The sequence below is a fragment of the Burkholderia sp. LFS061 genome (genome assembly GCF_047978125.1).
GTDB lineage: Bacteria > Pseudomonadota > Gammaproteobacteria > Burkholderiales > Burkholderiaceae > Burkholderia > Burkholderia pyrrocinia_C.
On the sequence record NZ_JBFPFS010000027.1, the window covers coordinates 74,311 to 100,991 of the forward strand.

A 26,681-nucleotide genomic window follows, 5' to 3' on the forward strand; every position below is an offset into this window, starting at 1 on the left:
CATGATGGTCGGCCGACGTGGCGCCGGCAACCGTCCCGCATCTCTAAAAATTACAGGCCGCACTCATTCCATATCTCGAACCGGCCGCGTCACGCCGCCGGCTCCGGGCCATCGCATCTCAGATCATTAAGATCATGGTTATTCGATATTTGTGCGACGAACGATATAAAACCCATTCGCGGGCTTTTTGCGTCGCCAAAGCCGTGCGCGATCGATTCGGATTTGCTTCGACGCAGGAACCGGCACAGCTCGCAGCAAACGGCACGACAACCTGAAAGCCGCCGATGCGCGCATAGCGCACCGGCGCCTCCGTTTCAGAACGACGCGTCAAACATGCAACGCGTGCCCCAGCGCACGCAATGCCGCCTCCTGCAGCGCTTCGCCCAGCGTCGGATGCGCGTGAATCGTGCCGCCGATGTCTTCCAGCCGCGCGCCCATCTCCAGCGACTGCGAGAACGCCGCGGCCAGCTCCGACACGCCGCGCCCGACGGCCTGCCAGCCGACGATCAGGTGGTTGTCGCGCCGCGCGACGACGCGAACGAAACCTTCGGTTGCCTGCAGCGTCATCGCGCGCCCGTTCGCCGCGAACGGAAACGACGCGCTCAGACAATCGACGCCGGCCGCGCGGGCGTCGTCCGGCGAGCAGCCGGCCGTCACGATCTCGGGATCCGTGAAGCACACGGCCGGGATCGATGCCGGCATGAACTTGCGGCGCCGGCCGGCGATCAGTTCGGCGACCACCTCACCCTGCGCCATCGCGCGATGCGCGAGCATCGGCTCGCCGGCGACGTCGCCGATCGCCCACACGTTGCGCATCGACGTCCGGCATTCGTCGTCGATCCACAGCGCCCGGCCATTGCGATCGAGCGGCAGCGCTTCGAGCCCGAAGCCGTCGACGCGCGGCCGGCGGCCGACCGCGACCAGCACACGATCGGCCGGCAGCGTCCGTTCGGCGCCGTCGGCCGCCTGCACGCGCACCGCGCCGTGCTCCGCGAGCCCGAGCACCTTGTGGCCGAGCCACAGCCCGACGCCGAGCCGCGCGAGCGAATCGGCAACCGGCCTCGCGAGCTCGGCATCGTACGCAGGCAACACGCGCTCCGCCGCTTCGACGACGCTCACGTCGACCCCGAGCTTGCGATAGACGATCCCGAGTTCGAGCCCGATATACCCGGCCCCGACGACGACCAGCCGCTTCGGCAACGTCGCGGGCGACAGCGCCTCGGTGGACGACACGACATGCCCGCCGAACGGCATCGACGGCAGTTCGACCGGTTCGGAACCGGTCGCGAGCAACAGGTGTTCGCAACCGATCCGCGCCGTGTGGCCGCCGGCGATGACGTCGACCGTCTTGCCGTCGATCACGCGCGCGTCGCCGTGCAGCACGCGCACGCCGTTCTTCTTGAGCAGCGCGCCGACGCCGCGCGTCAGCCGGTCGACGATGCCGTCCTTCCACGCGACGCTTTGCGCGATGTCGATCTCGGGCGTGCGCACGCGGATCCCGAGCGCCGCTTCGCCGGCCTGGCCGCAGGCCTGTTCGAATGCGTCGGCCACGTGGATCAGCGCCTTCGACGGAATGCAGCCGATGTTCAGGCACGTGCCGCCGAGCCGGTCGCGCTCGACCAGCACGGTCGGAATGCCGAGCTGGCCGGCGCGGATCGCGGCGACGTAGCCGCCCGGGCCGCCGCCGATCACGAGCAGCGTGGTGTGTTCGTTTTTCATCGGCCTCACTCCACGAACAGCAGTGCCGGGCGTTCGAGCACCCCGCGCACGGCCTGGATGAATTCGGCCGCGTCCGCGCCGTCGACGACGCGATGGTCGAACGACGACGACAGGTTCATCATCTTGCGCGCGACGACCGCGCCGTCGCGGATCATCGGCCGCTCGACGATCCGGTTCACGCCGACGATGCCGACTTCGGGATGATTGATCACCGGCGTCGACACGATGCCGCCGAGCGCGCCGAGGCTCGAGATCGTGATCGTCGAGCCGCTCAACTCGTCGCGCTGCGCGCGGTTCGCGCGCACCGCATCGGCGAGCCGCGCGATTTCGGCGGAGATCGACCACACGTCACGCGCTTCCGCATGACGCAGCACGGGCACCGTGAGGCCGCCGTCCGTCTGCGTCGCGACGCCCATGTGCACCGCGCCGTAGCGTGTGACGACGCCCGCTTCGTCGTCGAAGCGCGCGTTGATCTGCGGGAAGTCGCGCAGCGCGATCACCATCGCGCGGATCAGCAGCGGCAGCGGCGTGAGCCGGCCGCGCGTGTCGCCGTAGCGGCGGTTCAGGTCCGCGCGCAACGATTCGAGCTCGGTGACGTCGATTTCCTCGACGTAGCTGAAGTGCGGAATGCGGCGCTTCGCTTCCTGCATCTTGCGCGCGATCGCACGCCGCAGGCCGATCACCGGCACGTCGGTTTCGTCGTTGCGTTCTTCGTAGCCGTGCGCTTGCGACGCACGCGCCGCACCGCCGCTCGTCTTCGCATACGCATCGAGGTCCGCGTGCAGGATCCGCCCGGCTTCACCCGTGCCGCGCACATAGCGCAACTCGATGCCCATGTCCCATGCGCGCTGACGCACGGCCGGCGACGCGAGCGGCCGTTCGCCCGGCGCGAGCGCCGCGCGCGGCTGCGCCGCAGGTTCGGCACGTTCCGCACGACGGGGCTCCGCGGGGGCGCGGTTCGCCGCACGATCCGGCGTCGCAGCGGCCGCAGGCGCTGCCGCCGGCACGTCGGCCACCGGCACCGACCTTGCCGCCGCTGTCGTTTGCACCGGCGCCGCTTCCGCCTTCGCCTTCGCATCCCGCACCGGCGCACCCTGCTTCAGATTGCCGTCGCCTTCGACCTCGAGGCGAATCAGCTCGCTGCCGACCGCCATCATCTCGCCGATCCGGCCGCCAAGTTCCAGCACCTTGCCCGACACCGGCGACGGAATCTCGACCGCCGCCTTGTCGGTCATCACGTCGGCGAGCGGCTGGTCTTCGTTGATCGTCTGTCCGACTTCCACATGCCAGGCCACCAGCTCGACCTCGGCGATCCCTTCGCCGATGTCCGGCATCTTGATGACATGAATCCCCATTTCACGCCTCCATCACGCGTCGCAACGCTTCGCCGACCCGGGCCGGGCCCGGAAAGTACGCCCATTCCTGCGCATGCGGATACGGCGTGTCCCAGCCCGTCGTGCGCTCGACCGGCGCCTCGAGGTGGTAGAAGCAATGTTCCTGAACCAGCGACACCAGTTCCGCGCCATAACCGCAGGTGCGCGTCGCCTCGTGCACCACGACGCAGCGCCCGGTCTTGCGCACCGACGCGACGACCGTGTCGAGGTCGAGCGGCCACAGCGTGCGCAGGTCGATCACCTCCGCGTCGATGCCCGTCTCCTCGGCCGCCGCGAGCGACACGTGCACCGTCGTGCCGTACGTCAGCACCGTCACGTCGTTGCCGGGCCGCACCACGGCGGCCGTATCGAGCGGCACCGTGTAGTAGCCCTCGGGCACCGCGCTCGCCGGATGCTTGAGCCACGACGTGACGGGCCGCTCGTGATGGCCGTCGAACGGCCCGTTGTACAGCCGTTTCGGCTCGAGGAAGATCACCGGATCGTCGTTCTCGATCGACGCGATCAGCAGCCCTTTCGCGTCGTACGGATTCGACGGCATCACCGTGCGCAGCCCGCACACCTGCGTGAACATCGCCTCCGGGCTCTGGCTGTGCGTCTGGCCGCCGTAGATGCCGCCGCCGCACGGCATCCGGATCGTCATCGGCGCGGTGAACTGGCCGGCCGAGCGATAGCGCAGCCGCGCGCCTTCCGACACGATCTGGTCGGATGCCGGGTAGAAATAGTCGGCGAACTGGATCTCGCACACCGGGCGCAGCCCGTATGCGCCCATCCCCACCGCCACGCCGACGATCCCGCCTTCCGAGATCGGCGCATCGAACACGCGCGACTTGCCGTATTTGTTCTGTAGTCCTTCGGTACAGCGGAACACGCCGCCGAAATAACCGACGTCCTGCCCGAACACGACCACGTCGCCGTCGCGCCCGAGCATCACGTCCATCGCGGAGCGCAGCGCCTGGATCATCGTCATCGGCTGCGTCGCCGTGCCTGTCTCGAGTTGCGCCATGGTCATGCTCCCAGTTCCTGGCGCTGACGGCGCAGATGCGCGGGCAGCTCCTTGTACACGTCGTCGAACATCGAGGCCGGCGACGGAATCCGGTCGTCGGCCAGCGACCCGTATTTCTCCGCTTCCTTCTGCGCGGCGATCACCTCGGCCTCGAGCTCGGCCGTCAGCGCGTCCTGCGCGCTGTCCGACCAGATGCCCTTGACGATCAGGTGGCGCTTGAAGCGGGCGATCGGATCGCCGAGCGGGAAATGGGACCAGTCGTCGCTCGGCCGGTACTTGGTCGGATCGTCCGACGTCGAATGCGCACCGGCGCGGTAGGTCACCCACTCGATCAGCGTCGGGCCGAGATTGCGGCGTGCGCGTTCGGCCGCCCAGCTCGACGCCGCGTAGATAGCGAGGAAGTCGTTGCCGTCGACGCGCAGCGACGCGATCCCGCAGCCGACGCCGCGCCCCGCGAACGTCGTGCCTTCGCCGCCCGCGATCGCCTGGAACGTCGAGATCGCCCACTGGTTGTTGACGACGTTCAGCACGACCGGCGCGCGGTACACGTGCGCGAACGTGAGCGCGGTGTGGAAGTCAGCTTCGGCCGTCGCGCCGTCGCCGATCCACGCGGACGCGATCTTCGTGTCGCCCTTGATCGCCGACGCCATCCCCCAGCCGACCGCCTGGATGAACTGCGTCGCGAGATTGCCGGAAATCGAGAAAAAGCCCGCGTCGCGATCCGAGTACATCACGGGGAGCTGGCGCCCTTTCAGCGGGTCGCCTTCGTTCGACATGAGCTGGCAGATCATCCGCTCGAGCGGCACGTCGCGCGCGATCAGGATGCTCTGCTGCCGGTAGGTCGGGAAGCACATGTCGCCGTCGCGCAGCGCCATCGCGTGCGCGGTGCCGATCGCCTCTTCGCCGAGGCTCAGCATGTAGAACGAGATTTTCTTCTGGCGCTGCGCGATCATCATGCGCGCGTCGAAAATGCGGGTCTTGAGCATCGCGCGCAGCCCGGCGATCAGGCGCGCATCGTCGAGGTCCGGCGCCCACGGGCCGAGGGCGTTGCCGTGGTCGTCGAGCACGCGCACGAGGCTGCGGGCGAGATTGGCGGTATCCGCCGGGGCAACGTCGATCGGCGGGCGGCGGACCGCGCCGGCCGGCGATAGATGCAGATAGGAAAAGTCCGTCTTGCAGCCCGGGCGCCCGGTAGGCTCCGGCACATGCAGACGCAATGGCTCTGACAGGCTCATCGTGTCGTCTCCACGCTCGATTGTGTCTCACGCTGATAGGCGCGCGCGGCCGGTTGCCGGCCTGCGCGCGGGCTGGCGCGCGGATAAGCACGCCAGCCTTGGAAATCTATGCAATGCCGCGCCGGCCGTCGATGACCAACCCGCTCGATCGCGGTGAGCATATTTGCCATGATAGGCGCGGGATGGCGGGATGGTATGCCTGTCGCGGCTGACGGTCGCGCGCGCTTGTGTCGGTTGCATGGTCATCGCATCCGACGCGATGCCGCAAAAACAAAAAACCCGCGAGCGTTCGATCTCTCGCGGGTTTTCGGGCCTTCATGGAATCGCGTGGAAGCGATCGTGGTGCCGGGGACCGGACTTGAACCGGCAAGCCTGTTAAGGCGGCGGATTTTCGTCACACTGCTTCTTTCGAAGCCGGTGTCGCGAGCGCGATGCCGTTCGTGCGCTGGACTATGCCTTCGCCGTCGCGCGCGGGCGTGACCGCTGCCCGTGCGCCTTAGGCGCCCCCCGTCTAGTCTCTACACCTTCCTCGCGGGAGCCGCGAGGCTTGGCTCGGCGTTGCCTCGATGCGCGCATCAGGGGTTTCGCCGAATTTGAAGGGTTCTGCACCGACCGTTTCCGGCCGGGCACTCAATCGTTTAAGTCCGCTATGTTTACCAATTTCATCACCCCGGCAAGAGGGCGGACGCGATTCTACCATTGCTTGCGCATACGTTCCCTTATTCGGACGACATGCATTGGGACGCGTCGTACGTGCGCGCGCCATCGCCGCTCGACGCACCATCGCATCGCACGCATTCATCCAGTGTAATCAGCGCCGATACGACACTGCCCGCGATTTCGTCCCGCGCCGCAACATCCGTCGATACAATCGAGTCCGCCTTGTCCGACGGTCGCAAACTGTCTGACGTTTGTATCGTGCCTGTTGCGAAACAAGCGTCGCGTACGTCATCGCGAAGTCACAAACGTTTTCGATAATCCCCCTGCCGAAAACGTTTACATCGCGCTACTTCATGACCTCGACCATCAAGGACGTCGCTGCCCTCGCGGGCTTCTCGATCGCCACTGTCTCGCGCGCGATCAACGCACCGCATACCGTCAGCCCCGCCACGCTGCAGACGATCCGCACCGCGATCGACACGCTGCAGTTCCGCCCGAGCCCGCTCGGCCGGCAACTACGCGGTGAACGCACGCGGCTCGTCGGCGTCGTCGTGCCGACGCTGTCGAACCCCGTGTTCGCCGACTGCCTGCAAGGTATCGACGAGCTCGCGACGGCGGCCGGCTTCAAGCTGATCCTGATGACGACCGAGTACGACGCGGCACGCGAGCGTCACGCGATCGAGACGCTGCGCGAGCAGCGCGTCGAAGGGCTGATCCTCACCGTCGCCGACGCGGACACGCACCCGCTGCTCGACATGCTCGACCGCGACGGCCCGCATTACGTGCTGATGCACAACGACACGCAGCGCCGCCCGTCGGTATCGGTCGACAACCGCAGCGCCGCCTATGACGGCGTGCGGCTGCTGACCGCGCGCGGTCACCGCCGCGTGCTGATGCTGGCCGGTTCGCTCGCCGCGTCGGATCGCGCGCGCCAGCGCCATCTCGGCTATGCGCAGGCACTCGAGGAAAGCGGCGTCGCCACGCTGCCGCCGGTCGAAGTCGACTTCAACGCGCCCGAGCTGCCCGACGCGGTGCTCGCGCATTTGACCTCGCGCGCCACGCGTCCGACCGCCCTCTTCTGCAGCAACGACCTGCTCGCGATGGTCGTGATGCGCGGCCTGCGCCGCGCGGGCTTCTCGATCCCGGACGACCTGTCGGTGCTCGGCTTCGACGGAATCGCGATCGGCGAACTGCTCGCGCCGCCGCTCGCGAGCGTCGCGACACCGAACCGCGACATCGGCCGCCACGCGTGGCGGCGTCTCGTCGAATGCATCGGCGGCGCGACGATCGAACGCAAGTCGCTGATCCTGCCGCACGCGGTACGCGACGGCGCGACGGTCGCACCGCCCGCCACCGACCTGCAATTGCGCAAGGCCTGAACGCACCGGCGTGCCACCACGCACGCCGACCACCACATCACCCCAGCGCCACACACTCGCCCGGAGACCCACCGTGTCCTTTCGCCTGACCTCGCTGCTGCGCGCACTCGCCGCGCCGCTCGCCTACGCCGCGCTTTTCGCCGGCGCACCCGCCGCCCATGCCGACGAAACGGCGATCTGCTACAACTGCCCGCCCGAATGGGCCGACTGGGCCGCGCAGATCGCGGCGATCAAGCAGAAGACCGGCATTCGCGTGCCGTTCGACAACAAGAACTCGGGCCAGTCGATCGCGCAGCTGATCGCCGAACAGAAGAGCCCGGTCGCCGACGTCGTCTACCTCGGCGTGTCGTCGGCATTCCAGGCGAAGGACAAGGGCGTGATCGCCCCGTACAAGCCCGCGCACTGGAACGACATTCCCGCGAACCTGAAGGATCCGCAAGGCTACTGGTTCGCGATCCACTCAGGCACGCTCGGCTTCTTCGTGAACAAGGACGCGCTCGACGGCAAGCCGGTGCCGCGCTCGTGGGCCGATCTGCTGAAGCCCGAATACAAGGGCATGGTCGGTTATCTCGATCCGTCCAGCGCATTCGTCGGCTACGCGGGTGCGGTGGCCGTCAACCAGGCGCTCGGCGGCAGCGTCGACAACTTCAAGCCGGCGCTCGACTGGTTCCGCAAGCTGAAGGCGAACGCGCCGATCGTGCCGAAGCAGACCGCGTATGCGCGCGTGCTGTCCGGCGAGATTCCGATCCTGCTCGACTATGACTTCGACGCGTATCGCGCGAAATACAAGGACAACGCAAACGTCGAGTTCGTGATTCCGAAGGAAGGCACGATCGCGGTGCCGTATGTGATGAGCCTCGTGAAGGGCGCGCCGCACGATGCGAACGGCAGGAAGGTGCTCGACTTCGTGCTGTCGGACGAGGGCCAGAAGCTGTGGGCCAACGCCTACCTGCGCCCGGTGCGCGCGCAGGCGCTCGGCGCCGATGTCGCCGCGAAGTTCCTGCCGGCGAGCGAGTACGCACGTGCGAAGCCGGTCGACTTCGGGAAGATGGCGGCCGGTCAGCAGGCGTTCGGCCAGCAGTACCTGCAGGTGATGCAGTAAGCAGCAGGACGCAACCGATGCTCGATCTGACTTTCCCGCTGCGCTGGCGCGTCGCGCTCGTCGCGCCGGCACTCGCGATGTTCGCCGCGTTCTGGCTGCTGCCGATGGCGGCGCTCGTGCAGGTGTCCGCCGACGGCGCGTTTTTCTCTCAGTACGCGGCGCTGCTCGGCAATGCACGCTACATGAAGAGCCTCGGCGAGACCGTCGCGCTGTCCGCGGGCGTCACGCTCGCGACGCTCGCGCTGTCGACGATCTCCGGCCTGCTGCTCGCGCGCCGCGAATTCGCCGGCAAGCGCGTGCTGCTCGCGCTGCTCACGTTCCCGCTCGCGTTCCCGGGCGTCGTCGTCGGCTTCATGGTGATCATGCTCGCCGGGCGCCAGGGTCTGATCGGCATGCTGTCCGCGAAGCTCACGGGCGACAAGTGGGTGTTCGCGTATTCGGTCGCGGGCCTGTTCGTCGGCTACCTGTACTTCTCGATTCCGCGCGTGATCGTCACCGTGATCGCGGCCGCGTCGAAGCTCGACGCGTCGCTCGAGGAAGCCGCCCGCTCGCTCGGCGCGTCGCCGTGGCGCATCTTCGTCGACATCGTGCTGCCCGCGCTCGCGCCGGGCCTGATCGCGGCCGGCGCGATCTGCTTCGCGACCGCGATGGGCGCATTCGGTACCGCGTTCACGCTGGCCACCGACCTGAACGTGCTGCCGATGACGATCTATACCGAGTTCACGCTGAACGCGAACATCGCGACGGCGGCCGGCCTGTCGATCGTGCTCGGCATCGTCACCTGGGCCGTGCTCGCGCTCGCGCGCCGCTTCACCGGCCATACCGCCGCCGCCGCGGCCTGAGGATTTCTGCATGCAATCGCTTTCCGGCTCTTCCGCGCCGTCGCCGGCGCCCGCTTCCGCTTCCGCGCAGGCGAACGGTGTTGCGCGGCGCGCGCCGCGCGTCACGGGCGTGCGTGCCATCGCCGCGCTGCAATGGGGTGTCACGCTGCTGCTGTGCGCGTTCCTGATCGTGCCCGTCGTGATGTCGGTGCTCGCAGGGCTGACCGTCAACTATTTCCGCGGACTGTCGAGCGGCCTCACGCTGCGCTGGCTCGAACAGGTGTGGCAGCAGTATCACGGCTCGGTCGCGCTGTCTCTATACGTCGCGTTCGCGACGCTCGCGATCGTGCTCGCGGTCGGCGTGCCGGCCGGCTATGCGCTCGCGCGCAGCAAGAGCCGCGTCGCGCGCGCAATCGAGGAGGCGCTCGTGCTGCCGGTCGCGCTGCCGGGCCTCGCGTCGGCGCTCGCGCTGCTGGTCGTGTACGGCGGCTTCACCGCGTTCCGGATGAGCCTGTGGTTCATCGTCGTCGGCCACGTCGTGTTCACGCTGCCGTTCATGGTGCGCGCGGTCGCGGCCGTCGCGGCAGGCGCCGACCTGCGCACGCTCGAGGAAGGCGCGGCCAGCCTCGGTGCGTCGTTCGTCACGCGCTTCGTCACGATCGTGCTGCCGAACCTGCGCCCCGGCATCGTCGCGGGCGCGCTCGCGGTGCTCACGCTGTCGATCGGCGAATTCAACCTCACGTGGATGCTGCATACGCCCGACACCAAGACGCTGCCCGTCGGGCTCGCCGATACCTATGCGTCGCTGCGCCTCGAAGTCGGCAGCGCATACACGATCCTGTTCCTGCTGATGACGCTGCCGCTCCTCGTCGCGATGCAATGGCTCGGCGTCGATCCGTCCGGCACGCGTGCACTCAAGCGCCGCCCGCGCTGACCCGCTGACCCGCCGACCTTTTCGCTGACATGAAACTCGATTCCACTCCCATCACCCTGACCGGCTGCGCGAAGACGTTCCGCGGCACGCGCGTGCTCGAACCGCTCGACCTGTCGATCGGCGCGGGCGAAACGCTCGTGCTGCTCGGGCCGTCCGGCTGCGGCAAGACGACGACGCTGCGCCTGATCGCGGGCCTCGACACGCCGGACGCCGGCGGCACGATCGCGTTCGGCAACGACGACGTGACCGCACTGCCGATCGAGCGCCGGCAGGTCGGCATGGTGTTCCAGAACTACGCGCTGTTTCCGAACCTGACGGTACGCGGCAACGTCGGCTACGGGCTCAAGATTCGCAAGACCGAACCGCGCGCGCTGCGCGAGCGCGTCGACGAACTGCTCGCGATGATGCGGCTCGACGCGCACGCGGACAAGCCGATCGATCAACTGTCGGGCGGCCAGCGCCAGCGCGTCGCGCTGGCGCGCGCGCTCGCGGTGCGGCCGCGCGTGCTGCTGCTCGACGAACCGCTGACGGCACTCGACGCGAAACTGCGCGACGTGCTGCGTCGCGAGATGAATGCGCTGCTGCGCGAGCTCGGCGTGACGACGGTCTACGTGACGCACGACCAGGCCGAAGCGATGGAGCTCGGCGACCGCATCGTCGTGATGGGCGCGGGTCGCATCGAACAGATCGGCACGCCGCGCGACATCTACTACCGGCCGGCCAACCGCACGGTCGCGCAGTTCATCGGTACGCTGAACCGGCTTGGCGGACAATGGCGCGATGGCGCGCTCGTGACGACGGGCGGCGCGATCGTCACGCCGCATGCGTCCGACGAGTGGTTCTTCCGCCCCGAGGATGCGCAGCTCGCCGATCCCGCGCATGCGCCGTTGCGCGGCACGGTCGGTGCGTGCGCGTTTCTCGGCGAGCGCACACGGCTCACGATCGAGCACGCGGCGCCCGACGCGCTCGTGATCGACGTGCCGGGCCGCATCGCGCTCGCGCACGGCACGGCGGTCGGCATTACGATTGCACCGGAAGGACTGATCGCGCTCGGCGCGTAATGCGCTTCGAATGCACCACGCATGCACGCCCCACCGCGGCGCATGACGCCGCACCCACAATAACCAGACGATTCCGAGAACCGACGATGCTGCTAGCTCAAATCAGCGATCTCCACATCAAGCGGCCAGGCCAGCTCGCGTACCGGCGCGTCGACACGGCGGCCGCGCTCGCGCGCTGCATCGCGAGGCTGAACGCGCTCGTGCCGCGCCCCGACGCCGTGCTCGTCACCGGCGACCTGACCGATTTCGGCCACGACGACGAATACGCCAACCTGCGCGACCTGCTCGCGCCGCTCGAGATTCCGTACTACCTGATGATCGGCAATCACGACGACCGCGCCGGGCTGCGTCGCGCGTTCGCCGATCGCGCCGAACTGCAGGACGGCGAATTCGTGCAGTACGCGCTCGACGTCGGCGCGGTGCGCGTGCTCGCGCTCGATTCGCAGGTGCCCGGCGCGAGCCACGGCGACCTGTGCGAGGCACGGCTCGCATGGCTCGCCGCGCAGCTCGACGCCGCGCGCGATCGCCCGGTGATCGTCGCGCTGCATCACCCGCCGTTCGTATCGGGGATCGGCCATATGGACGCGCTGCGCCTCGCGCCCGCCGCCGCCGCGAAACTCGACGCGCTGCTGCGCGGTTATCCGAACGTCGAGCGCGTGCTGTGCGGCCACGTGCACCGTACGATGTTCACGCGTTTCGGCGGCACGCTCGCGTCGGCCGTGCCGGCGCCCGCGCACCAGGTCGCGTTCGACCTGCGGGCCGATGCGCCGTCCGCGTTCCGGCTCGAACCGCCGGCGTTCGCGGTGCATCGTCATGCGCCGGATACGGGGATGACGTCGCACCACGTGTATGTGGACGAAGGCGCCGGGCCTTACCCGTTCTATGAGCCGACGGGGGAGCTGGTCGACTGAACGCGTGAAGAACGTGCGATGACGAGCGGCCGGTCATGCCACTTGTATCGGTCGTGCCGGTTCGCCGCGCCCGGCAGGATTCACGGTGCTCCGGTATGATCGGCAGCCTCGGCCGGCGCCCGGCCCGCCTGCGCACCCGACGCGTGCGCCGCGCGCCGCGCCGCCCAACTTCGCCCGCGCAGCCATGTCCACCGCCTCCACCGACCGTCCGACCGACGCCGCCTCGCCCCACTACTCGCGCAGCCTGCTGTTGCTGCTCGCGACGATCGCGGGCGTGTCCGTCGCGAACATCTACTACAACCAGCCGCTGCTCGACAGCTTCCGCTCGGCCTTTCCCGACGGCGCGTCGTGGATCGGCGCGGTGCCGACCGCGACCCAGCTCGGCTATGCGGCCGGGATGTTCCTGCTCGCGCCGCTCGGCGACCGTTTCGATCGCCGCGGGCTGATCCTGATGCAGATCGCCGGCCTGTCGATCGCGCTGATCGTGGCGGCCGCCGCGCCGTCGCTGGCCGTGCTCGCCGTCGCGAGCCTCGCGATCGGCGTGCTCGCGACCATCGCGCAACAGGCCGTGCCGTTCGCGGCCGAGATCGCGCCGCCCGCCGAACGCGGGCACGCGGTCGGCACCGTGATGAGCGGCCTGCTGCTCGGCATCCTGCTCGCGCGCACGGCCGCCGGCTTCGTCGCCGAATATTTCGGCTGGCGCGCGGTGTTCGCCGCGTCGGTCGCGGCGCTCGTCGCGCTGGCCGCCGTGATCGTGCTGCGGCTGCCGCGCAGCTCGCCGACGTCGACGCTGCCGTACGGCAAGCTGCTCGGCTCGATGTGGCATCTGGCGGTCGAACTGCGCGGGCTGCGCGAGGCGTCGCTGACGGGCGCCGCGCTGTTCGCGGCGTTCAGCGCGTTCTGGCCCGTGCTCACGCTATTGCTCGCCGGCGCGCCGTTCCATCTCGGCCCGCAGGCAGCCGGCCTGTTCGGGATCGTCGGCGCGGCAGGCGCGCTTGCTGCGCCCTACGCGGGCCGCTTCGCGGACACGCGCGGCCCGCGCACGATCATCTCGCTCGCGATCGCGCTGCTCGCGCTGTCGTTCGTGATCTTCGCGCTGTCGGGCTCGAGCCTCGTCGGGCTCGTGATCGGCGTGATCGTGCTGGATGTCGGCGTGCAGGCCGCGCAGATCTCGAACCAGTCGCGCATCTATGCGCTGAAGCCCGAGGCGCGCAGCCGCGTCAACACGGTGTTCATGGTGTGCTATTTCATCGGCGGCGCGCTCGGCTCGTCGGCCGGCGTCGCCGCATGGCACGCGTTCGGCTGGACCGGCATGTGTGCAGCCGGGCTGCTGTTCACCGCGCTCGCGGGCTGGTCCCACCATCGCGGCGGCCGGCGCGCCTGAGCGCGACCGGCGGCGCCGGCATCACGCGTCGGCGCGCGGCGCGGCCGGTTCGCCCGCGGGCGGCGGTGCGAACGCCTGCGCCGGATCCATGACCACCGCCGGATCCATCACGGCTGCCGGCGTCGGTACCGCCAGCGGGACGGCGGAAGGCGCCAGGATGGGCGCCGCTTCCGGCAGCGCGATCTGATCGGGTGCGGACGCAACGTCCGCGGTCGACGCGGCCGCCACGACCGGCGACCCGACAGCCGCCGCGCGTGCCGCGGGCCGGCGCGCCGGATCGAACACGAACGACAGCCCGACGCTGCCGAGGATCGCGACCGTCGCGACCACGGTCGCCATCGTCACCGGTTCGCCAAGCAGCAGCGCACCGAGCGCGACCGCAACGATCGGGTTCACGTACATGCAGCTGCTCGCGATGATCGGGCTCGTATGGCGGATCAGGTAGCCGTACGCGACATACGCGGCCATCGTGCAGAACACCATCAGGTACAGAAACGCGAACACCGGCCCGACGGCCAGCTGCTCGACGCGTTCGCCGAGCAGCCAGGCGACGAGCGTCGACATCAGCCCGCCGAGGCCGATCTGCAGCGACGTGGACAAAAACAGGTCGGACGGCAGCTTGAGCCGCGTCGCGAGATGCGCGCCGCCCGCCCAGAACAGCGCGCCGGCCAGCACGCAGATCGTGCCGAGCGCCGAGTTCGCGGCCGCTGCGCCGCCCGAATTCAGCACGACGATGCCGACCATCCCGAGCGCGACGGCCGCCCACTCGCCCTTCGTCACCGGCCGCCCGGCCACCGCCGCGATCACGGTCGCGAACAGCGGCACCGTGGCCACCATCACCGCGGCCGAGCCGCTGCTGACCGTGCGCATCCCGAGCGCGATCGTGCCCGACGACAGCGCGACGAGCATCGTGCCGACGATCGCCGAGTTGCGGATCTCCAGCAGCGTCGGCCATTCGGGCTTGCGCCGCAGCGCGAAGATGAACAGGCCGATCCCGCCGAGCAGGTTGCGCAATCCCGACAGCAGCAGCGGCGGAAACGACTGCAGCGCGAAATGCAGGCCGCTGTAGGTCGAACCCCAGACGAAATAGATGAACACGAGCGCCAGCGCGACGCGGCCGCCGCGGCTTTGCGGCAGGCGGACCCGGAACGAAAGGCGGGAGAAGAAATCGAGGAGACGGTCGAGCGGGGTCATCGTGCAACCCGCCCGCACATCGCACCGCGTGCTCCGCTGAAAGACGCCGGCAATGCCGGCAAACGGTCCTGGCGGGACCGGGAAGGCAGAGCAAACATGCGGAACGACATGGCAGTGCGAACGGCGACGAAAGAGAACCGGCAAGCGGCGGCAAAGGGGAAAAAAACGCGCGCAACCGTTTCGGCTGCGCACGCTCGGGATTATGGCATCAAGGATTCGAAAGCATCGTCAGACCTGTCTGAAAGGATAAGGACTGACGTTTCGGCGCGACATTTCCCGGCCGGCGGGCCGGTGAAATCCGGGGCCGGATGTGCGATGCGCGCACATTGCCGGCGTCGGCGCCGGTTCCACACGCAATTCATAGCAATCCGTAACGGTCGAACCAGACATCGGCCGAACAGCCAATCATGCGCGCCGGCCTTCGATTCACGCTTATCGTGACGGTCGGCATACCCTCCTCGTGCCGTCCGCAGCCTCCGTTCGAAACCCGCACCATCCATATAAAATTTTGTATAATTCGACCATTCTTCCGCCGAAGCCGGTCGTGTTCGTCGGCAGCGCGCTCGACGATCTTCGCGGCTTTCCGCTGCCTGCGCGGCGTGATGCCGGCCACCAGATCGACCAGGTGCAGCGCGGCCTCGCGCCCGACGACTGGAAGCCGATGCGCACCGTCGGCGTCGGCGTGCGGGAAATTCGCCTGCGCGATGCGAGCGGCGCGTTCCGGATCGTCTATGTCGCGACCTTCGCCGATGCCGTCTACGTGCTGCACTGTTTCCGGAAGCAATCGGCACGCACGAACAAAACCGATATCGACCTGGCCGCCCGGCGTTATCGCACGCTGATGATGGAGTCGAAACGATGACCAATGAACGTTACACGAACGTCTGGGACGCAATCGAGGGGCAGCCGGCCGAGGCCGAGAACATGAAGCTGCGCTCCGAACTGATGATCGCGCTCAAGCAGCGCATCGCGCAGCTCGAACTCAGTCAGGCCCAGGCTGCGCAACGGCTGGGCGTCACGCAGCCGCGCGTCTCCGACCTGCTGCGCGGCAAGATCAACCTGTTCGGGCTCGATGCGCTCGTAAACATGGCCGCGGCAGTCGGCCTGCGCGTCGATCTCCAGGTGCGCGAATCCGCATGACGCGACGCATGGCGCATGATGCGCGATACAGCGCGGCACGCGCATGCACGGCGATGGCCGGCCATGCGCCGCTCACGATCCGCCGAACCAGTTGTATCCCTGATCGACCCAGTAGCCGCCCGGAAACGTATCGGTCACGAAGATTTCCATGATGTGCTTCGGGTTCTTGTAGCCGAGCTTGGTCGGCATCCGCAGCTTCATCGGAAAACCGAATTCCGGCGGCAGCCGGCGGCCGTCGTAGTCGAACGCGAGCAGCGTCTGCGGATGCAGCGCGGTCGGCATGTCGATGCTCTCGTAGTAATCGTCCGCGCACTTGAAGCCGACGTATTTCGCGCGCGTGTCGGCGCCGGCGCGCGCAAGGAACGCGCCGAACGGCGTGCCGCCCCAGCGGCCGATCGCGCTCCACCCTTCCACGCAGATATGCCGCGTGATCTGCTCCGCGTGCGGCAGTGCATACAGCTCGTCGAGCGTCCACACGCGCTTGCCCGTCACGCGGCCGGACAGCACGAGTCGATACGTCGACGCATCGACGTGCGGCACGTCGTCGATCCCGTAGTACGCGTTGAACGGGAACGGCCGCGTGATGTCGGCTTCGGTGTAGGTCGGCGCGAGCCGTTCGCCGCTGAACAGCCAGGCCTGCACGCGATCGTTCATGCGCGACACTTTCTCGAGGAACGTGTTGACCGATGCATCGTCCTGCAGCGTGCAGCCGGTCAGCATCGTCAGCCCGCCGAGCGTCAGCACGCGCCGGTTGAAGAGCCGCCGCGACGGCATCTCGAGCTCGCGGCGCACGTCGAGTTCGAGCGACTTCCGGTCGAGGGTCCAGCGCGGCTGGCCGCGCCTGTTTTCGGATTCCGACATGATGATTTCCTTCGCCCGCGGCTCGCGGGTCAGCGGCCGCGCAGCATCGCGAGCAACGAGCGCGGCACCAGCAGCGCCATCGCGACGTGTACGACAAAAAATGCGACGAGCAGCGACATCGCCCAGAAATGCACGACGCGCGCGTTGTCGTAACCGCCGAACAGCTCGCGCAGCAGCGGAAACTGCACGGATTTCCAGATCGCGAGCCCCGACAGCACCAGCACGACGAGATCGACGATCGCGGTCAGGTACGCCGCGCGCTGCACCGAGTTGTAGACGCTCAGGTCGGCGTGCGACAGCCGCCCGCCGAGCGCGGCGCGTACGTCGCGCCACACGGACGCCGGCGTGACGGGCAGCATCTTGCGCACAAGGCGCCCGGTCGCAAGCGACATCGCGAGGTAGAACAGCCCGTTGCCGACGAGCAGCCACATCGCCGCGAAATGCCATTGCAGCGCACCGCCGAGCCAGCCGCCGATCGTGATGCCGTGAGGAAACGTGAACGGCGGATAGATCGGCGACGCGTCGTAGATGCGCCAGCCGGACAGCGCCATCAGCACGGCCGCGAGCGCGTTGAGCCAGTGGCTCGCGCGCACCCACAGCGGATGGATCGGACGTGCGGGCGGCATGGCGGCCGCGCGCGCGGTGGCGGGAACAGTTTGCATGATGAAAACTCCCGGAATGAGGCGACGGAGCGCGAGACGGGGCCGGAGACCGGCCACGCAACGCATGCGCTGACGCGCGGCGTGGCGCGTGTCCCGCGTGCCGTCCCGGCACGCAGCGGCGACACGCGCGTCGGCCGCGCTCCGTCCGTTTCCGTCAGTTCGACGGGGCCATCTTGTCGTCCGACTTCGGCTTGCCCATCGAGTCGTGCGACATCGCGTCCTTCTTCATCGCGTGCTTCTTCATGGCGCCCTTCTTCATCGCGCCGTCCTTCGCCATCGCGTCGTGGCCCATCGCGTCCTTCGACATCGACGAACCTTCCTTCGACATCGCGTCGTTCTGCGCATACGCACCCGTTGCGACCATGGCGAAACCGGCGACGCAGGCTGCGATCAGTACTTTTTTCATGACATCTCTCCGAAACATGGGTTTGAGGAGCCGAATAGACGGACGACGTCACGGGAAATGACAGCCGATCTGAAAATATTTTTTGTGCCGGCCGGACAGCCCGCCATGCTGCACCGCTCATCCGCCGCCGACCGGGCTGCCGGACCGGACTCCAACCGAGCGTGTTGCGGCGCACCCGCCTGCCATGCAGCCCGTCATAGCGCGACCGCACCGGGATAATCACTGTACGCCCGGTTGAAACCGCCGCAAAGCCGGTGTATCGTGTGCCCTTGCTAACGCGGGGGTCCTGCAATGCGTTCGGTCAAACAACCGGCATTGCGGGTGAGAAATACCCTTTGAACCTGATCTGGATAATGCCAGCGCAGGGAAGCGTACGGATTCCGCCGCCATCCTTCTGACGAAATCCGCCGCCTCACCAAGCCTCGTCTCCTGCTTAGCTCGAGCCCCACATTCGTCAAGGGCTCCGGGCAAGCGCCGAAGCGCCTGTCCGGCGCTCACACAGGAGATTGCATGAACGCCAATCCGAAGTTTCTGTCCGCCGACGCCCACGTCGATGCCGCTGCCGTCGCGCCGCTGCCGAATTCGCGGAAAGTCTATGTGACCGGCTCGCAGCCCGACATCCGCGTGCCGATGCGCGAAATCACGCAGGCCGACACGCCGACCGGCTTCGGCGGCGAAAAGAATCCGCCGATCTACGTGTACGACACGTCGGGCCCCTACACCGATCCGGAAGCCAAGATCGACATCCGCGCGGGCCTGCCCGCGCTGCGCCAGCGCTGGATCGAAGCGCGCGGCGACACCGAAGTGCTCCCCGGCCTGTCGAGCCGATACGGCCTCGAGCGCGCGGCCGATCCGGCCACCGCCGACCTGCGTTTCCCGGGTCTGCACCGCAACCCGCGCCGCGCGCAGGCCGGCAAGAACGTCACGCAGATGCACTACGCGCGTCAGGGCATCATCACGCCGGAAATGGAATACATCGCGATCCGCGAGAACCAGCGTCGCGCCGAATACATCGAGAGCCTGAAGTCGAGCGGCCCGAACGGCGCGAAGCTCGCCGCGATGATGGGGCGCCAGCATCCGGGCCAGGCGTTCGGCGCTGCCGCATTCGGCGCGAATGCGCTGGCCGAGATCACGCCCGAATTCGTGCGCGACGAAATCGCGCGCGGCCGCGCGATCATCCCCGCGAACATCAACCATCCGGAATCGGAGCCGATGATCATCGGCCGCAACTTCCTCGTGAAGATCAACGCGAACATCGGCAACTCGGCCGTCACGTCGTCGATCGGCGAGGAAGTCGACAAGATGACGTGGGCGATCCGCTGGGGCGGCGACACGGTGATGGACCTGTCGACCGGCAAGCACATCCATGAAACGCGCGAGTGGATCATCCGCAACAGCCCGGTGCCGATCGGCACGGTGCCGATCTACCAGGCACTCGAAAAGGTCAACGGCAAGGCCGAGGACCTGACCTGGGAAATCTTCCGCGACACGCTGATCGAACAGGCCGAGCAAGGCGTCGACTACTTCACGATCCACGCGGGCGTGCGCCTGCAGTACGTGCCGCTCACCGCGAACCGGATGACCGGCATCGTGTCGCGCGGCGGCTCGATCATGGCGAAGTGGTGCCTCGCGCATCACAAGGAAAGCTTCCTGTACGAACACTTCGAAGAGATCTGCGAGATCATGAAGGCGTACGACGTGAGCTTCTCGCTCGGCGACGGCCTGCGTCCCGGCTCGATCTACGATGCGAACGACGAAGCGCAGCTCGGCGAACTGAAGACGCTCGGCGAACTCACGCAGATCGCGTGGAAGCACGACGTGCAGGTGATGATCGAAGGCCCCGGCCACGTGCCGATGCAGTTGATCAAGGAGAACATGGATCTCCAGCTCGACTGGTGCAAGGAAGCGCCGTTCTATACGCTCGGGCCGCTCACCACCGACATCGCGCCGGGCTACGACCACATCACGTCGGGCATCGGCGCCGCGATGATCGGCTGGTTCGGCACCGCGATGCTGTGCTACGTGACGCCGAAGGAGCACCTCGGCCTGCCGAACAAGGACGACGTGAAGGAAGGGATCATCACGTACAAGCTCGCCGCGCACGCCGCCGACCTCGCCAAGGGTCACCCGGGCGCGCAGGTGCGCGACAACGCGCTGTCGAAGGCGCGCTTCGAGTTCCGCTGGGAAGACCAGTTCAACATCGGTCTCGATCCGGACAAGGCGCGCGAATTCCACGACGAAACGCTGCCGAAGGATTCGGCGAAGGTCGCGCACTTCTGCTCGATGTGCGGCCCGCACTTCTGCTCGATGAAGATCACGCAGGACGTGCGTGAATTCGCGGCGCAGCAGGGCGTGTCGGAAACCGAAGCGCTGAAGAAGGGGATGGAAGTGAAGGCGGTCGAGTTCGTCAAGACCGGCGCCGAGATCTATCACCGTCAATAAGCGAACGAGCGAACGCGCGATCCGCACCGGAAACGCGTCGCGATGCGCGAAGCCCGCTTTCGAGCGGGCTTTTTTACGCATGGCGCGTGCCCTGCGCATGTCGCATGCCTGCCGGCGCACGGGGAAACAAATGATTACGAAACCGCGCGAGGCTTAACAAGTCCTTACAGCAGCGGCGCGGGACGGCGCGTAGATTGGAAACATGCGTGGCCGCCCGCCGGTCGCGCGTCCTCCGTTCACAACCACAGGACAACGATCATGAAATCGATTCGGCGTATTGGGGTATGCGCGCTCCTCGTCGCAACGGTGACAAGCCTGTCGGCCTGCGATTCGATGACGAGACGCCAGCGCGACACGGCAATCGGTGCGGGTGTCGGCGGCGTCGCCGGCGCGGCGATCGGCGGCAACGCGCTGTCGACGCTGGGCGGCGCGGCGGCTGGCGGCATCATCGGCAACCAGATCGGCAAGTAAAACGGCTAGACGCGGTCTGCCAGACGCGGCGCAACATTTCAATCAGACGGCGTTTCCGCAGTGCGGAAGCGCCGTTTTCGCATGTGGCGCCGCAACACGGGCAGCAGCGGTCCGGAAATGATCCGTTACCGTTTTGCACACCGTGTCATCGGCGCGCGGCCTAAGCTTAAGCATCTGCCGATTGCCGGCTCCGCCGGAGAGACATCATGAACAGGACCCTCGTCGCCGCGGCGCTCGCCTGCACGACGCTCGCCGGCTGCTACTACCCGTACGGCTATTATCCTGGCGGCTATTACACGGCGGCACCGGTGCAGCCGGCGCCCGTGTACGTCGATCCGGGCCCCGCCTACTACTATCCGGCGCCTGCGTACGCGCCCGCTTACGGCCCCGCGTGGGGCGGCTATTGGGGACCGGCGGTGTCGCTCAATTTCGGCTTCGGCGGACGCGGCGGCGGCTGGCGCCATCACTGATCGGCAATACCGCCGGCAGCCGACCCTCCGCCCGCAACCGGCGGCATTCCCGTTTCTTGCCATTTCATCGAATCGTGAAACGACGGCGCGGTAACGCGGTGTAAGATCCTCCGCATCCCGTCCCTCTCCCTCTCGATCGATGTCGCCCAAGAACGCCATTCTGCTGACCGTGCTCGCTGCCCTGTGGGGCGCGTCGTTCCTGTTCATCCGGATCGGCGTGATCGATTTCGGCGTCGCGCCGCTGATGGCGCTGCGCGTGGGCATCGGTGCGCTGTTTCTCACCGGCTTTGCGCTAACGCGCTTCAAACCCGCCGATCTCGGCGCGCGGCTGCGCCGTCACGCATGGCCATTGTTCGTCGTCGGCGCGCTGAACTCGGGCATACCGTTCTGCCTGTTCGCGTTCGCCGAACTGACGCTGTCGGCCGGCCTGACGTCAGTGATCAACGCGACGACGCCGCTGTGGGGCGCGCTCGTAGCCTACCTGTGGCTGAAGGACAAACTGTCGCTGCCGCGCGCGCTCGGCCTCGTGATCGGTTTTGCCGGCGTGATCACGCTCGTGTGGAACCAGATCGCGAATGCGCACGGCGACACGGGCGCCGGCACAACGGCGCTTGCCGCCGCCGCGGCGCTCGGCGCGACGCTGCTGTACGGCATCGCGGCCAATTACACGAAGCGCAAGCTCAGCGGCGTCGATCCGCTCGTCAACGCGACCGGCAGCATGATCGGCTCGACCGTCCTGCTGCTGCCGTTCGCGATCGCCACCTGGCCGGCCGCGTCGGTCGGCGCGCACGCATGGGGCGCCGTGCTCGGCCTCGGCATCGCATGCACGGGCATCGCGTATTTCATCTTCTTCTACCTGATCGCGCATGTCGGCCCCGCCCGCGCGATTACCGTGACGTTCGTGATCCCGGTATTCGGCCTGCTGTGGGGCGCGCTGTTCCTCGACGAACACGTGTCGGCCGTGATGATCGAAGGCTGCGCGATCGTGCTCGTCGGCACCGCGCTCGCGACCGGCGTGATCAAGCGGATTCCCGGTCTGGGGCCGCGTAGCGGCGAAGCGACCTGAGAATCAAGGCGCATGCGCTGCCGGCCGTCGTGCGGTGACCGCCGACGGCCGAGCGCAACCGGTTCCCCCGGCGCGTCGGCATTCATCCGACGACGACGCCCGCCCGCGCGCGGGGCTGTCCGCCGCGGGTTTTCCCGCGCCACCACGCACGCCATGCGGCCACGACGCACGGTCATGCCGTCGCCCCATGCCACCGGATTGTCATGTGCTTGCGCGGCGCCCTTCGCTTCGTGGCGGTGATGCACTGCGCGCACTCGGGCGGCGCCGGTCATCGCTGCGCGCCGGCCATGGCCGCGGCCGCGTACCGCGTGCGTGTGGAGTTTCCCTGATACGCTCGGCGCCGCATTCCCGTTACACTCGGAACACTCATCCGCAGAAGGCGGTCACGATGCCCCACGTTCTTTCGCGTCCGCCCGCGCATGCGACTGCTTCAGTGTGGCAACGCACTGCCGCCCCGCCGCTCGCCCCTGGGCACCGTTGACATGAAGCCCGCCCACGACCTATCGCTCGATTCCCTGCTCGAACGCCTCACGCTGACGCCCGGCGGCTGGCTCGCCACCTATCGCACCACGACGCTGCGCAGCGTATTCCAGCCCGTGCTGTCGATCACGCACAAGCGCGTCGTCGGCTACGAGGCGCTGCTGCGCGTCGTCGACGCGAACGGCGCGCTGGTCTCGCCCACCGCCCTCTTCGACAAGACGCGCGCCGACGCCGATGCGCTGCTGCTCGACCGGCTCGCGCGCTGCCTGCACACGGCCAATTTCGTCGCGCAGGGCATCGGCGACGGCTGGCTGTTCCTGAACGTGACGCCGCGCGTGCTCGATTCGGGCCTCGTACAGCGCGAGTTCGTCGAGGCGCTGTGCCGGCATTTCGGGTTGCCGCCGAACCGCATCGTGCTGGAAGTCGTCGAACAGCCGTCGCGCGACGAAGCCGCGCTCGCCCGCACGATCGACATGATCCAGCATCGCGACTTCCTGATCGCGATCGACGATTTCGGCACGGGATTCTCGAATTTCGACCGCGTGTGGCGCGCGCGGCCCGACATCGTCAAGCTCGATCGCTCGCTCGTCGAGCGCTCGACCGGGTCGGCCGACGACCGCCGTATCATGCATCACCTCGTGTCGATGCTGCACCAGGCCGGCGCGATGGTGCTTGCCGAGGGCGTCGAAAGCGACGACGCGCTGCAGGCGCTGATGGAAGCCGACATCGATTTCGTGCAGGGGTTCCAGTTCGGCCAGCCCGACACATCGATCGCGCACGCGAGCGCAGCCGCGCCCGCGATGCTCGACGCCGCGTGGCAGCGCTTCATCGCGCGCCGGCACACGCCGGCCATCGCCGAGCAGCCGGGCTTCGACGCGATCGAGCGGCTCGTGCTCACGGGCGCGGCCGCGTTTTCCGCGAGCGGCAACCTGCAGGATGCCGCGCAACGCGTGTTCGCGGTGCCGGCCGCGCGCCGCGTGTTCGTCACCGACGAGATCGGCGAGCAGTTCCTGCCGTCGATCGGCGCGCCCCCCGACGACGGCCAGGCGAGCGCCACCCGCCTGTCGCCGCTGTTCCCGGAAACCCACAGCAACTGGTCGCGGCGCCCGTACTTCCAGCGCGCGATCGCCGCACCCGGGCGCGTCGCGCTGATGGGCCCGCACTTCTCGCTGACGGAAGGCCGCGACTGCTATACGGCCGCCGTCGCGATCCGCGCGCAGAGCCGGCTCGTCGTGTTCTGCGTCGACTTCGTGCTCGACAGCGCGGGAACCGTGATGCGCTAGCCAGCCGGCGCGGCGGCGGGCGTTCGCCCGCGATGCCCGTCGAGCGTGCGGCCCTTCGGCCATCCATTCGTCAGTCGACCACCTTCCCTCTGCCCGACTTCACCGCGCCGCGGCGCGACTTGTGCTCGAGCCGCCGCTCCTTCGACGCACGCGTCGGTCGCGTCGCGACCCGCGCACGCGGCGTGAACGCGACGCCGGCGATCAGCGTATCGAGCCGCGCGAGCGCGGCCTCGCGGTTCTTCTCCTGCGTACGGTATTCCTGCGACTTGATCACGACGATGCCGTCGCGCGTGATGCGCTGGTCGGACAGCGCGAGGAGCCGCTCCTTGATGACGGGCGGCAGCGACGATGCGCGGATGTCGAAACGCAGGTGGATCGCGCTCGATACCTTGTTCACGTTCTGCCCGCCCGCGCCCTGCGCGCGCACGGCCGTCCATTCGACTTCGGCCGGATCGAGCGTATAGCGGATCATCATCGCGAAGCCTCCATGCGGTGCCGTGCGAGTGCCTCGTCGACGCGGGCCGCGAGCCCCGAATCGCGCTGCGTGCGCGTCGCGACCGCCTGCGCCAGCACACGCCTCGGCCCGATCACCTGCACGCGCGTGCGTGCCCGCGTGACGGCGGTATAAACGAGCTCGCGCGTGAGCACGCGGCCGAACGATGCCGGCAGCACGAGCGCGGCTTCGTCGAATTCCGAGCCCTGCGATTTGTGGACCGTCAGCGCGAACGCGGTTTCGTGCGGCGGCAGCGCGGCCGGCGACACCGCGCGCGCGGTGCCGTCCGCGCGCCTGAACCACACGCGCAGCACACCGTGCGCATCGGGCAGCGCGATGCCGATGTCGCCGTTGAACAGCCCGAGCGCATAGTCGTTGCGCGTCACCATGATCGGCCGCCCGGTGAACCAGTGCGCACCGACCGCGAGCGGCACGCGCGCCGCATGCCGCACGTGCGCGGCCACGAGCGCGTTGACGTGCTCCGCACCGCGCAAGCCGCTGCGGGTTGCGCACAGGATCCGGAACCGGTTGAGCGCGTCGAACAGCGGCAGCGGATCGGGCACCGGCGCGGCCAGCGCGTCGCGCAATGCATCGAGGTAGGCGCCGAACCGCCGTGCGAGCCGCTCGACCGTCGACGACGCGAGCGACTCGCCCGCATCGTCGTGGAACGACGCGGCAACCGCGTCGTCCGCGGGCAGCGCATCGAGCGCGGCCTGCACGTCGCCGCGGCGGATCGCGAGCGACAGCCGCCCGATCGGCGAATCGAGGCCGAAGCGGTAATTGCGTTCGAGCCACACGACGCAGTCGGCGAGCGGCGCCGGTGCTGGCGTGGCGGGCGACGCAGCGGTTACGCCGGGCAATGTCGACGTGACCGACGCAAGCGCCGCATCGCCTGCATCGAACGGCGGCAGCTCGACGGCGTCGAGCCACGCGAGTTCGTCGGCCTCGATCCATGCGGGGGCGTTGCCCGCATCGCCGATATCGCCGGCATCGGTCAATGCCGGACCGGCGGACGGAGATGGCGCGACATCGGCCGCGGCAACCGCGTCGTCCTGCGGTTCGTCGTCGAACAGCGACGCCTGTCGCGCATCGGCGCGCGGACGCGACGCGCGTTTTCGTGAAGCAGCGGCGGATACCGAAGCGGAAGCCTGGGCCTGGGCCGCAGCGGAAACCGGATTCGCGGCAGGCACAGTCGCCGCCGCTTCGTCCTGCACCGGCAACGCCGCGACGAACGCCGCCTCGTCGATACCGAGCGCCTGCGCGATGCGCGTGCGCGCCGCGGCGGTAAACGCCGGCCGCGCGCTCAGCTCCGCGAACACGGCGCCCGCCTCGACCGCGGCCAGTTGATCCTTGTCGCCGAGCAGTACGAGCCGCGCGCCCGGCGCGAGCGCGTCGAGCAGGTGCGCGGCAAGCGCGACGTCGATCATCGACGCCTCGTCGACGACGATCAGGTCGTACGGCAGAGGATTGTCGCGATGGTGCCGGAAGCCGGCCGCCCCGCCGCCGCCCAGCAGGCGATGCAGCGTGTACGACGTGTCGGGCAGGCGTGCCGCGAGCTCGGGCGGCAGGTCCCCGGCCCGCGCATGCAGCGCTTCCTGCATCCGCTGCGCGGCCTTGCCGGTCGGTGCGGCCAGCGCGATACGCAGCCCCGGGTGCGCATCGAGCAGACAGGCCAGCACGCCGACGACGGTCGTCGTCTTGCCGGTGCCGGGGCCGCCGCTGACGATCGTCACGCGGCCCGTCAGCGCGACGATCGCCGCGACGCGCTGCCAGTCGACTTCGCCGGTCGCGGGCCCGAAGTAACGCGCGAGGTTGTCGCGCAGCCGTTCGGGCGACAGCCCGTCGTCCGGCACCGCGACGCCGGCCTGTGCAACCAGCGCATCGGCCAGCCGCCGTTCGTAATCGAAATAGCGCGACAGGTACAGGTGGTCGTGCCGATCGACGATCAGCGGCCGTTCGTCGCCGCGCGCGAGCGTGCCGAACGCGACCACGCCGCTCGCGGCGAGCGCCGCGCGGATGTCGTCGAGCGGCTCTTCGTAGCGCTGCGCGAGCGCGCCGAGCGCGACGCATACGTGGCCGCCCGCGGTCGCGCGGCTCGTCGCGAACGCGC

The 26,681-nt window shown here is 68.4% G+C and carries 25 protein-coding genes and 1 riboswitch; of the genes, 14 read left to right on the forward strand and 11 right to left on the reverse strand.

From position 1 onward, the window contains the following. Window positions 1-118 precede the first annotated feature (118 nt). Genes ACNQQL_RS22715 through ACNQQL_RS22735 form a run of 5 tightly spaced genes read right to left on the reverse strand, consistent with a single transcriptional unit; the run spans window position 119 to window position 5,351 of the window. On the reverse strand, window positions 119-301 hold the full coding sequence (locus tag ACNQQL_RS22715; RefSeq protein WP_347065830.1) for a hypothetical protein: 183 nt from the start codon (window positions 299-301) through the stop codon (window positions 119-121). Between the two features lie 26 nt (window positions 302-327). After that, on the reverse strand, window positions 328-1,719 hold the full coding sequence (gene lpdA, locus ACNQQL_RS22720; RefSeq protein ID WP_347065832.1) for a dihydrolipoyl dehydrogenase: 1,392 nt from the start codon (window positions 1,717-1,719) through the stop codon (window positions 328-330). Window positions 1,720-1,724: 5 nt separating this feature from the next. Then, window positions 1,725-3,074, reverse strand: coding sequence for a dihydrolipoamide acetyltransferase family protein (locus tag ACNQQL_RS22725; protein WP_347065834.1), 1,350 nt, complete (start codon window positions 3,072-3,074; stop codon window positions 1,725-1,727). A 1-nt stretch (window position 3,075) separates the two neighbouring features. Next, complete coding sequence (locus ACNQQL_RS22730; RefSeq protein ID WP_371286988.1) at window positions 3,076-4,122, reverse strand: alpha-ketoacid dehydrogenase subunit beta; 1,047 nt, start codon at window positions 4,120-4,122, stop codon at window positions 3,076-3,078. Continuing rightward, complete coding sequence (locus tag ACNQQL_RS22735; RefSeq protein ID WP_072435912.1) at window positions 4,119-5,351, reverse strand: 3-methyl-2-oxobutanoate dehydrogenase (2-methylpropanoyl-transferring) subunit alpha; 1,233 nt, start codon at window positions 5,349-5,351, stop codon at window positions 4,119-4,121. Before ACNQQL_RS22735 ends, ACNQQL_RS22730 begins: the two co-directional genes overlap by 4 nt. Window positions 5,352-6,364: 1,013 nt before the next feature. Between ACNQQL_RS22735 and ACNQQL_RS22740 the strand changes: the two genes are divergently transcribed. The 7 genes from ACNQQL_RS22740 to ACNQQL_RS22770 all read left to right on the forward strand — a co-directional run bounded on the left by ACNQQL_RS22740 (window position 6,365) and on the right by ACNQQL_RS22770 (window position 13,603). Next, window positions 6,365-7,390 carry a substrate-binding domain-containing protein gene (locus ACNQQL_RS22740; RefSeq protein ID WP_347065836.1) on the forward strand — a complete coding sequence of 342 codons (1,026 nt, stop codon included), beginning with the start codon at window positions 6,365-6,367 and terminating at the stop codon, window positions 7,388-7,390. Between the two features lie 73 nt (window positions 7,391-7,463). Beyond that, window positions 7,464-8,492, forward strand: coding sequence for an ABC transporter substrate-binding protein (locus ACNQQL_RS22745; protein WP_347065838.1), 1,029 nt, complete (start codon window positions 7,464-7,466; stop codon window positions 8,490-8,492). A 17-nt stretch (window positions 8,493-8,509) separates the two neighbouring features. Continuing rightward, window positions 8,510-9,334 (forward strand): ABC transporter permease, encoded by an 825-nt coding sequence (locus ACNQQL_RS22750; RefSeq protein WP_072435915.1) that lies wholly within the window; start codon window positions 8,510-8,512, stop codon window positions 9,332-9,334. 10 nt (window positions 9,335-9,344) lie between these two features. Then, window positions 9,345-10,247: an ABC transporter permease gene (locus ACNQQL_RS22755; protein WP_347065840.1), complete on the forward strand. Its 903-nt coding sequence runs from the start codon at window positions 9,345-9,347 to the stop codon at window positions 10,245-10,247. 29 nt (window positions 10,248-10,276) lie between these two features. Then, complete coding sequence (locus ACNQQL_RS22760; protein WP_204426079.1) at window positions 10,277-11,308, forward strand: ABC transporter ATP-binding protein; 1,032 nt, start codon at window positions 10,277-10,279, stop codon at window positions 11,306-11,308. A gap of 86 nt (window positions 11,309-11,394) precedes the next feature. After that, the gene (locus ACNQQL_RS22765) at window positions 11,395-12,219 is read left to right on the forward strand and encodes a phosphodiesterase (protein WP_347065842.1); all 825 of its coding nucleotides are present in this window, start codon (window positions 11,395-11,397) and stop codon (window positions 12,217-12,219) included. A 184-nt stretch (window positions 12,220-12,403) separates the two neighbouring features. Beyond that, on the forward strand, window positions 12,404-13,603 hold the full coding sequence (locus ACNQQL_RS22770) for an MFS transporter (protein WP_347065844.1): 1,200 nt from the start codon (window positions 12,404-12,406) through the stop codon (window positions 13,601-13,603). A gap of 21 nt (window positions 13,604-13,624) precedes the next feature. On the opposite strand, the gene ACNQQL_RS22775 is transcribed toward ACNQQL_RS22770, so the two are convergent. Continuing rightward, window positions 13,625-14,797 carry an EamA family transporter gene (locus tag ACNQQL_RS22775; protein WP_072436413.1) on the reverse strand — a complete coding sequence of 391 codons (1,173 nt, stop codon included), beginning with the start codon at window positions 14,795-14,797 and terminating at the stop codon, window positions 13,625-13,627. 508 nt (window positions 14,798-15,305) lie between these two features. On the opposite strand from ACNQQL_RS22775, the gene ACNQQL_RS22780 reads away from it, so the two are divergent. After that, window positions 15,306-15,659 (forward strand): type II toxin-antitoxin system RelE/ParE family toxin, encoded by a 354-nt coding sequence (locus tag ACNQQL_RS22780; RefSeq protein WP_347065847.1) that lies wholly within the window; start codon window positions 15,306-15,308, stop codon window positions 15,657-15,659. Further along, entirely contained in the window at window positions 15,656-15,937 is a 282-nt protein-coding gene (locus ACNQQL_RS22785) for a helix-turn-helix domain-containing protein (RefSeq protein ID WP_048251311.1), read from the forward strand. The genes ACNQQL_RS22780 and ACNQQL_RS22785 overlap by 4 nt, the downstream gene beginning before the upstream one ends. Before the next feature lie 72 nt (window positions 15,938-16,009). On the opposite strand, the gene ACNQQL_RS22790 is transcribed toward ACNQQL_RS22785, so the two are convergent. The 3 genes from ACNQQL_RS22790 to ACNQQL_RS22800 all read right to left on the reverse strand — a co-directional run bounded on the left by ACNQQL_RS22790 (window position 16,010) and on the right by ACNQQL_RS22800 (window position 17,866). Continuing rightward, complete coding sequence (locus ACNQQL_RS22790) at window positions 16,010-16,798, reverse strand: molybdopterin-dependent oxidoreductase (protein ID WP_347065849.1); 789 nt, start codon at window positions 16,796-16,798, stop codon at window positions 16,010-16,012. Window positions 16,799-16,827: 29 nt separating this feature from the next. Further along, window positions 16,828-17,460 carry a cytochrome b/b6 domain-containing protein gene (locus ACNQQL_RS22795; protein ID WP_347065851.1) on the reverse strand — a complete coding sequence of 211 codons (633 nt, stop codon included), beginning with the start codon at window positions 17,458-17,460 and terminating at the stop codon, window positions 16,828-16,830. Between the two features lie 154 nt (window positions 17,461-17,614). Beyond that, window positions 17,615-17,866, reverse strand: a complete 252-nt coding sequence (locus tag ACNQQL_RS22800; RefSeq protein ID WP_347065853.1) for a pentapeptide MXKDX repeat protein — start codon at window positions 17,864-17,866, stop codon at window positions 17,615-17,617. Window positions 17,867-18,135: 269 nt separating this feature from the next. Continuing rightward, a riboswitch (TPP riboswitch) is annotated at window positions 18,136-18,252 on the forward strand. Window positions 18,253-18,376: 124 nt separating this feature from the next. Here ACNQQL_RS22800 and thiC point away from each other — a divergent pair. The 5 genes from thiC to ACNQQL_RS22825 all read left to right on the forward strand — a co-directional run bounded on the left by thiC (window position 18,377) and on the right by ACNQQL_RS22825 (window position 24,078). After that, window positions 18,377-20,308, forward strand: a complete 1,932-nt coding sequence (gene thiC, locus ACNQQL_RS22805) for a phosphomethylpyrimidine synthase ThiC (RefSeq protein ID WP_072435924.1) — start codon at window positions 18,377-18,379, stop codon at window positions 20,306-20,308. Between the two features lie 258 nt (window positions 20,309-20,566). Further along, on the forward strand, window positions 20,567-20,779 hold the full coding sequence (locus ACNQQL_RS22810; RefSeq protein ID WP_034183179.1) for a glycine zipper 2TM domain-containing protein: 213 nt from the start codon (window positions 20,567-20,569) through the stop codon (window positions 20,777-20,779). 206 nt (window positions 20,780-20,985) lie between these two features. Then, complete coding sequence (locus ACNQQL_RS22815; protein WP_347065856.1) at window positions 20,986-21,249, forward strand: hypothetical protein; 264 nt, start codon at window positions 20,986-20,988, stop codon at window positions 21,247-21,249. Window positions 21,250-21,388: 139 nt separating this feature from the next. Further along, window positions 21,389-22,315, forward strand: a complete 927-nt coding sequence (locus ACNQQL_RS22820; RefSeq protein ID WP_034183177.1) for a DMT family transporter — start codon at window positions 21,389-21,391, stop codon at window positions 22,313-22,315. 482 nt (window positions 22,316-22,797) lie between these two features. Then, window positions 22,798-24,078: an EAL domain-containing protein gene (locus ACNQQL_RS22825; protein WP_347065858.1), complete on the forward strand. Its 1,281-nt coding sequence runs from the start codon at window positions 22,798-22,800 to the stop codon at window positions 24,076-24,078. Window positions 24,079-24,148: 70 nt separating this feature from the next. Here the strand turns inward: ACNQQL_RS22825 and arfB are convergent, their stop codons facing one another. Together arfB and ACNQQL_RS22835 are read right to left on the reverse strand one after the other, a co-directional pair. Continuing rightward, window positions 24,149-24,553, reverse strand: coding sequence for an alternative ribosome rescue aminoacyl-tRNA hydrolase ArfB (gene arfB, locus ACNQQL_RS22830; RefSeq protein WP_347065860.1), 405 nt, complete (start codon window positions 24,551-24,553; stop codon window positions 24,149-24,151). Further along, a partial coding sequence (locus ACNQQL_RS22835; protein ID WP_347065862.1) for an AAA family ATPase occupies window positions 24,550-26,681 on the reverse strand: 2,132 nt, incomplete at its 5' end. The genes arfB and ACNQQL_RS22835, both read right to left, overlap by 4 nt.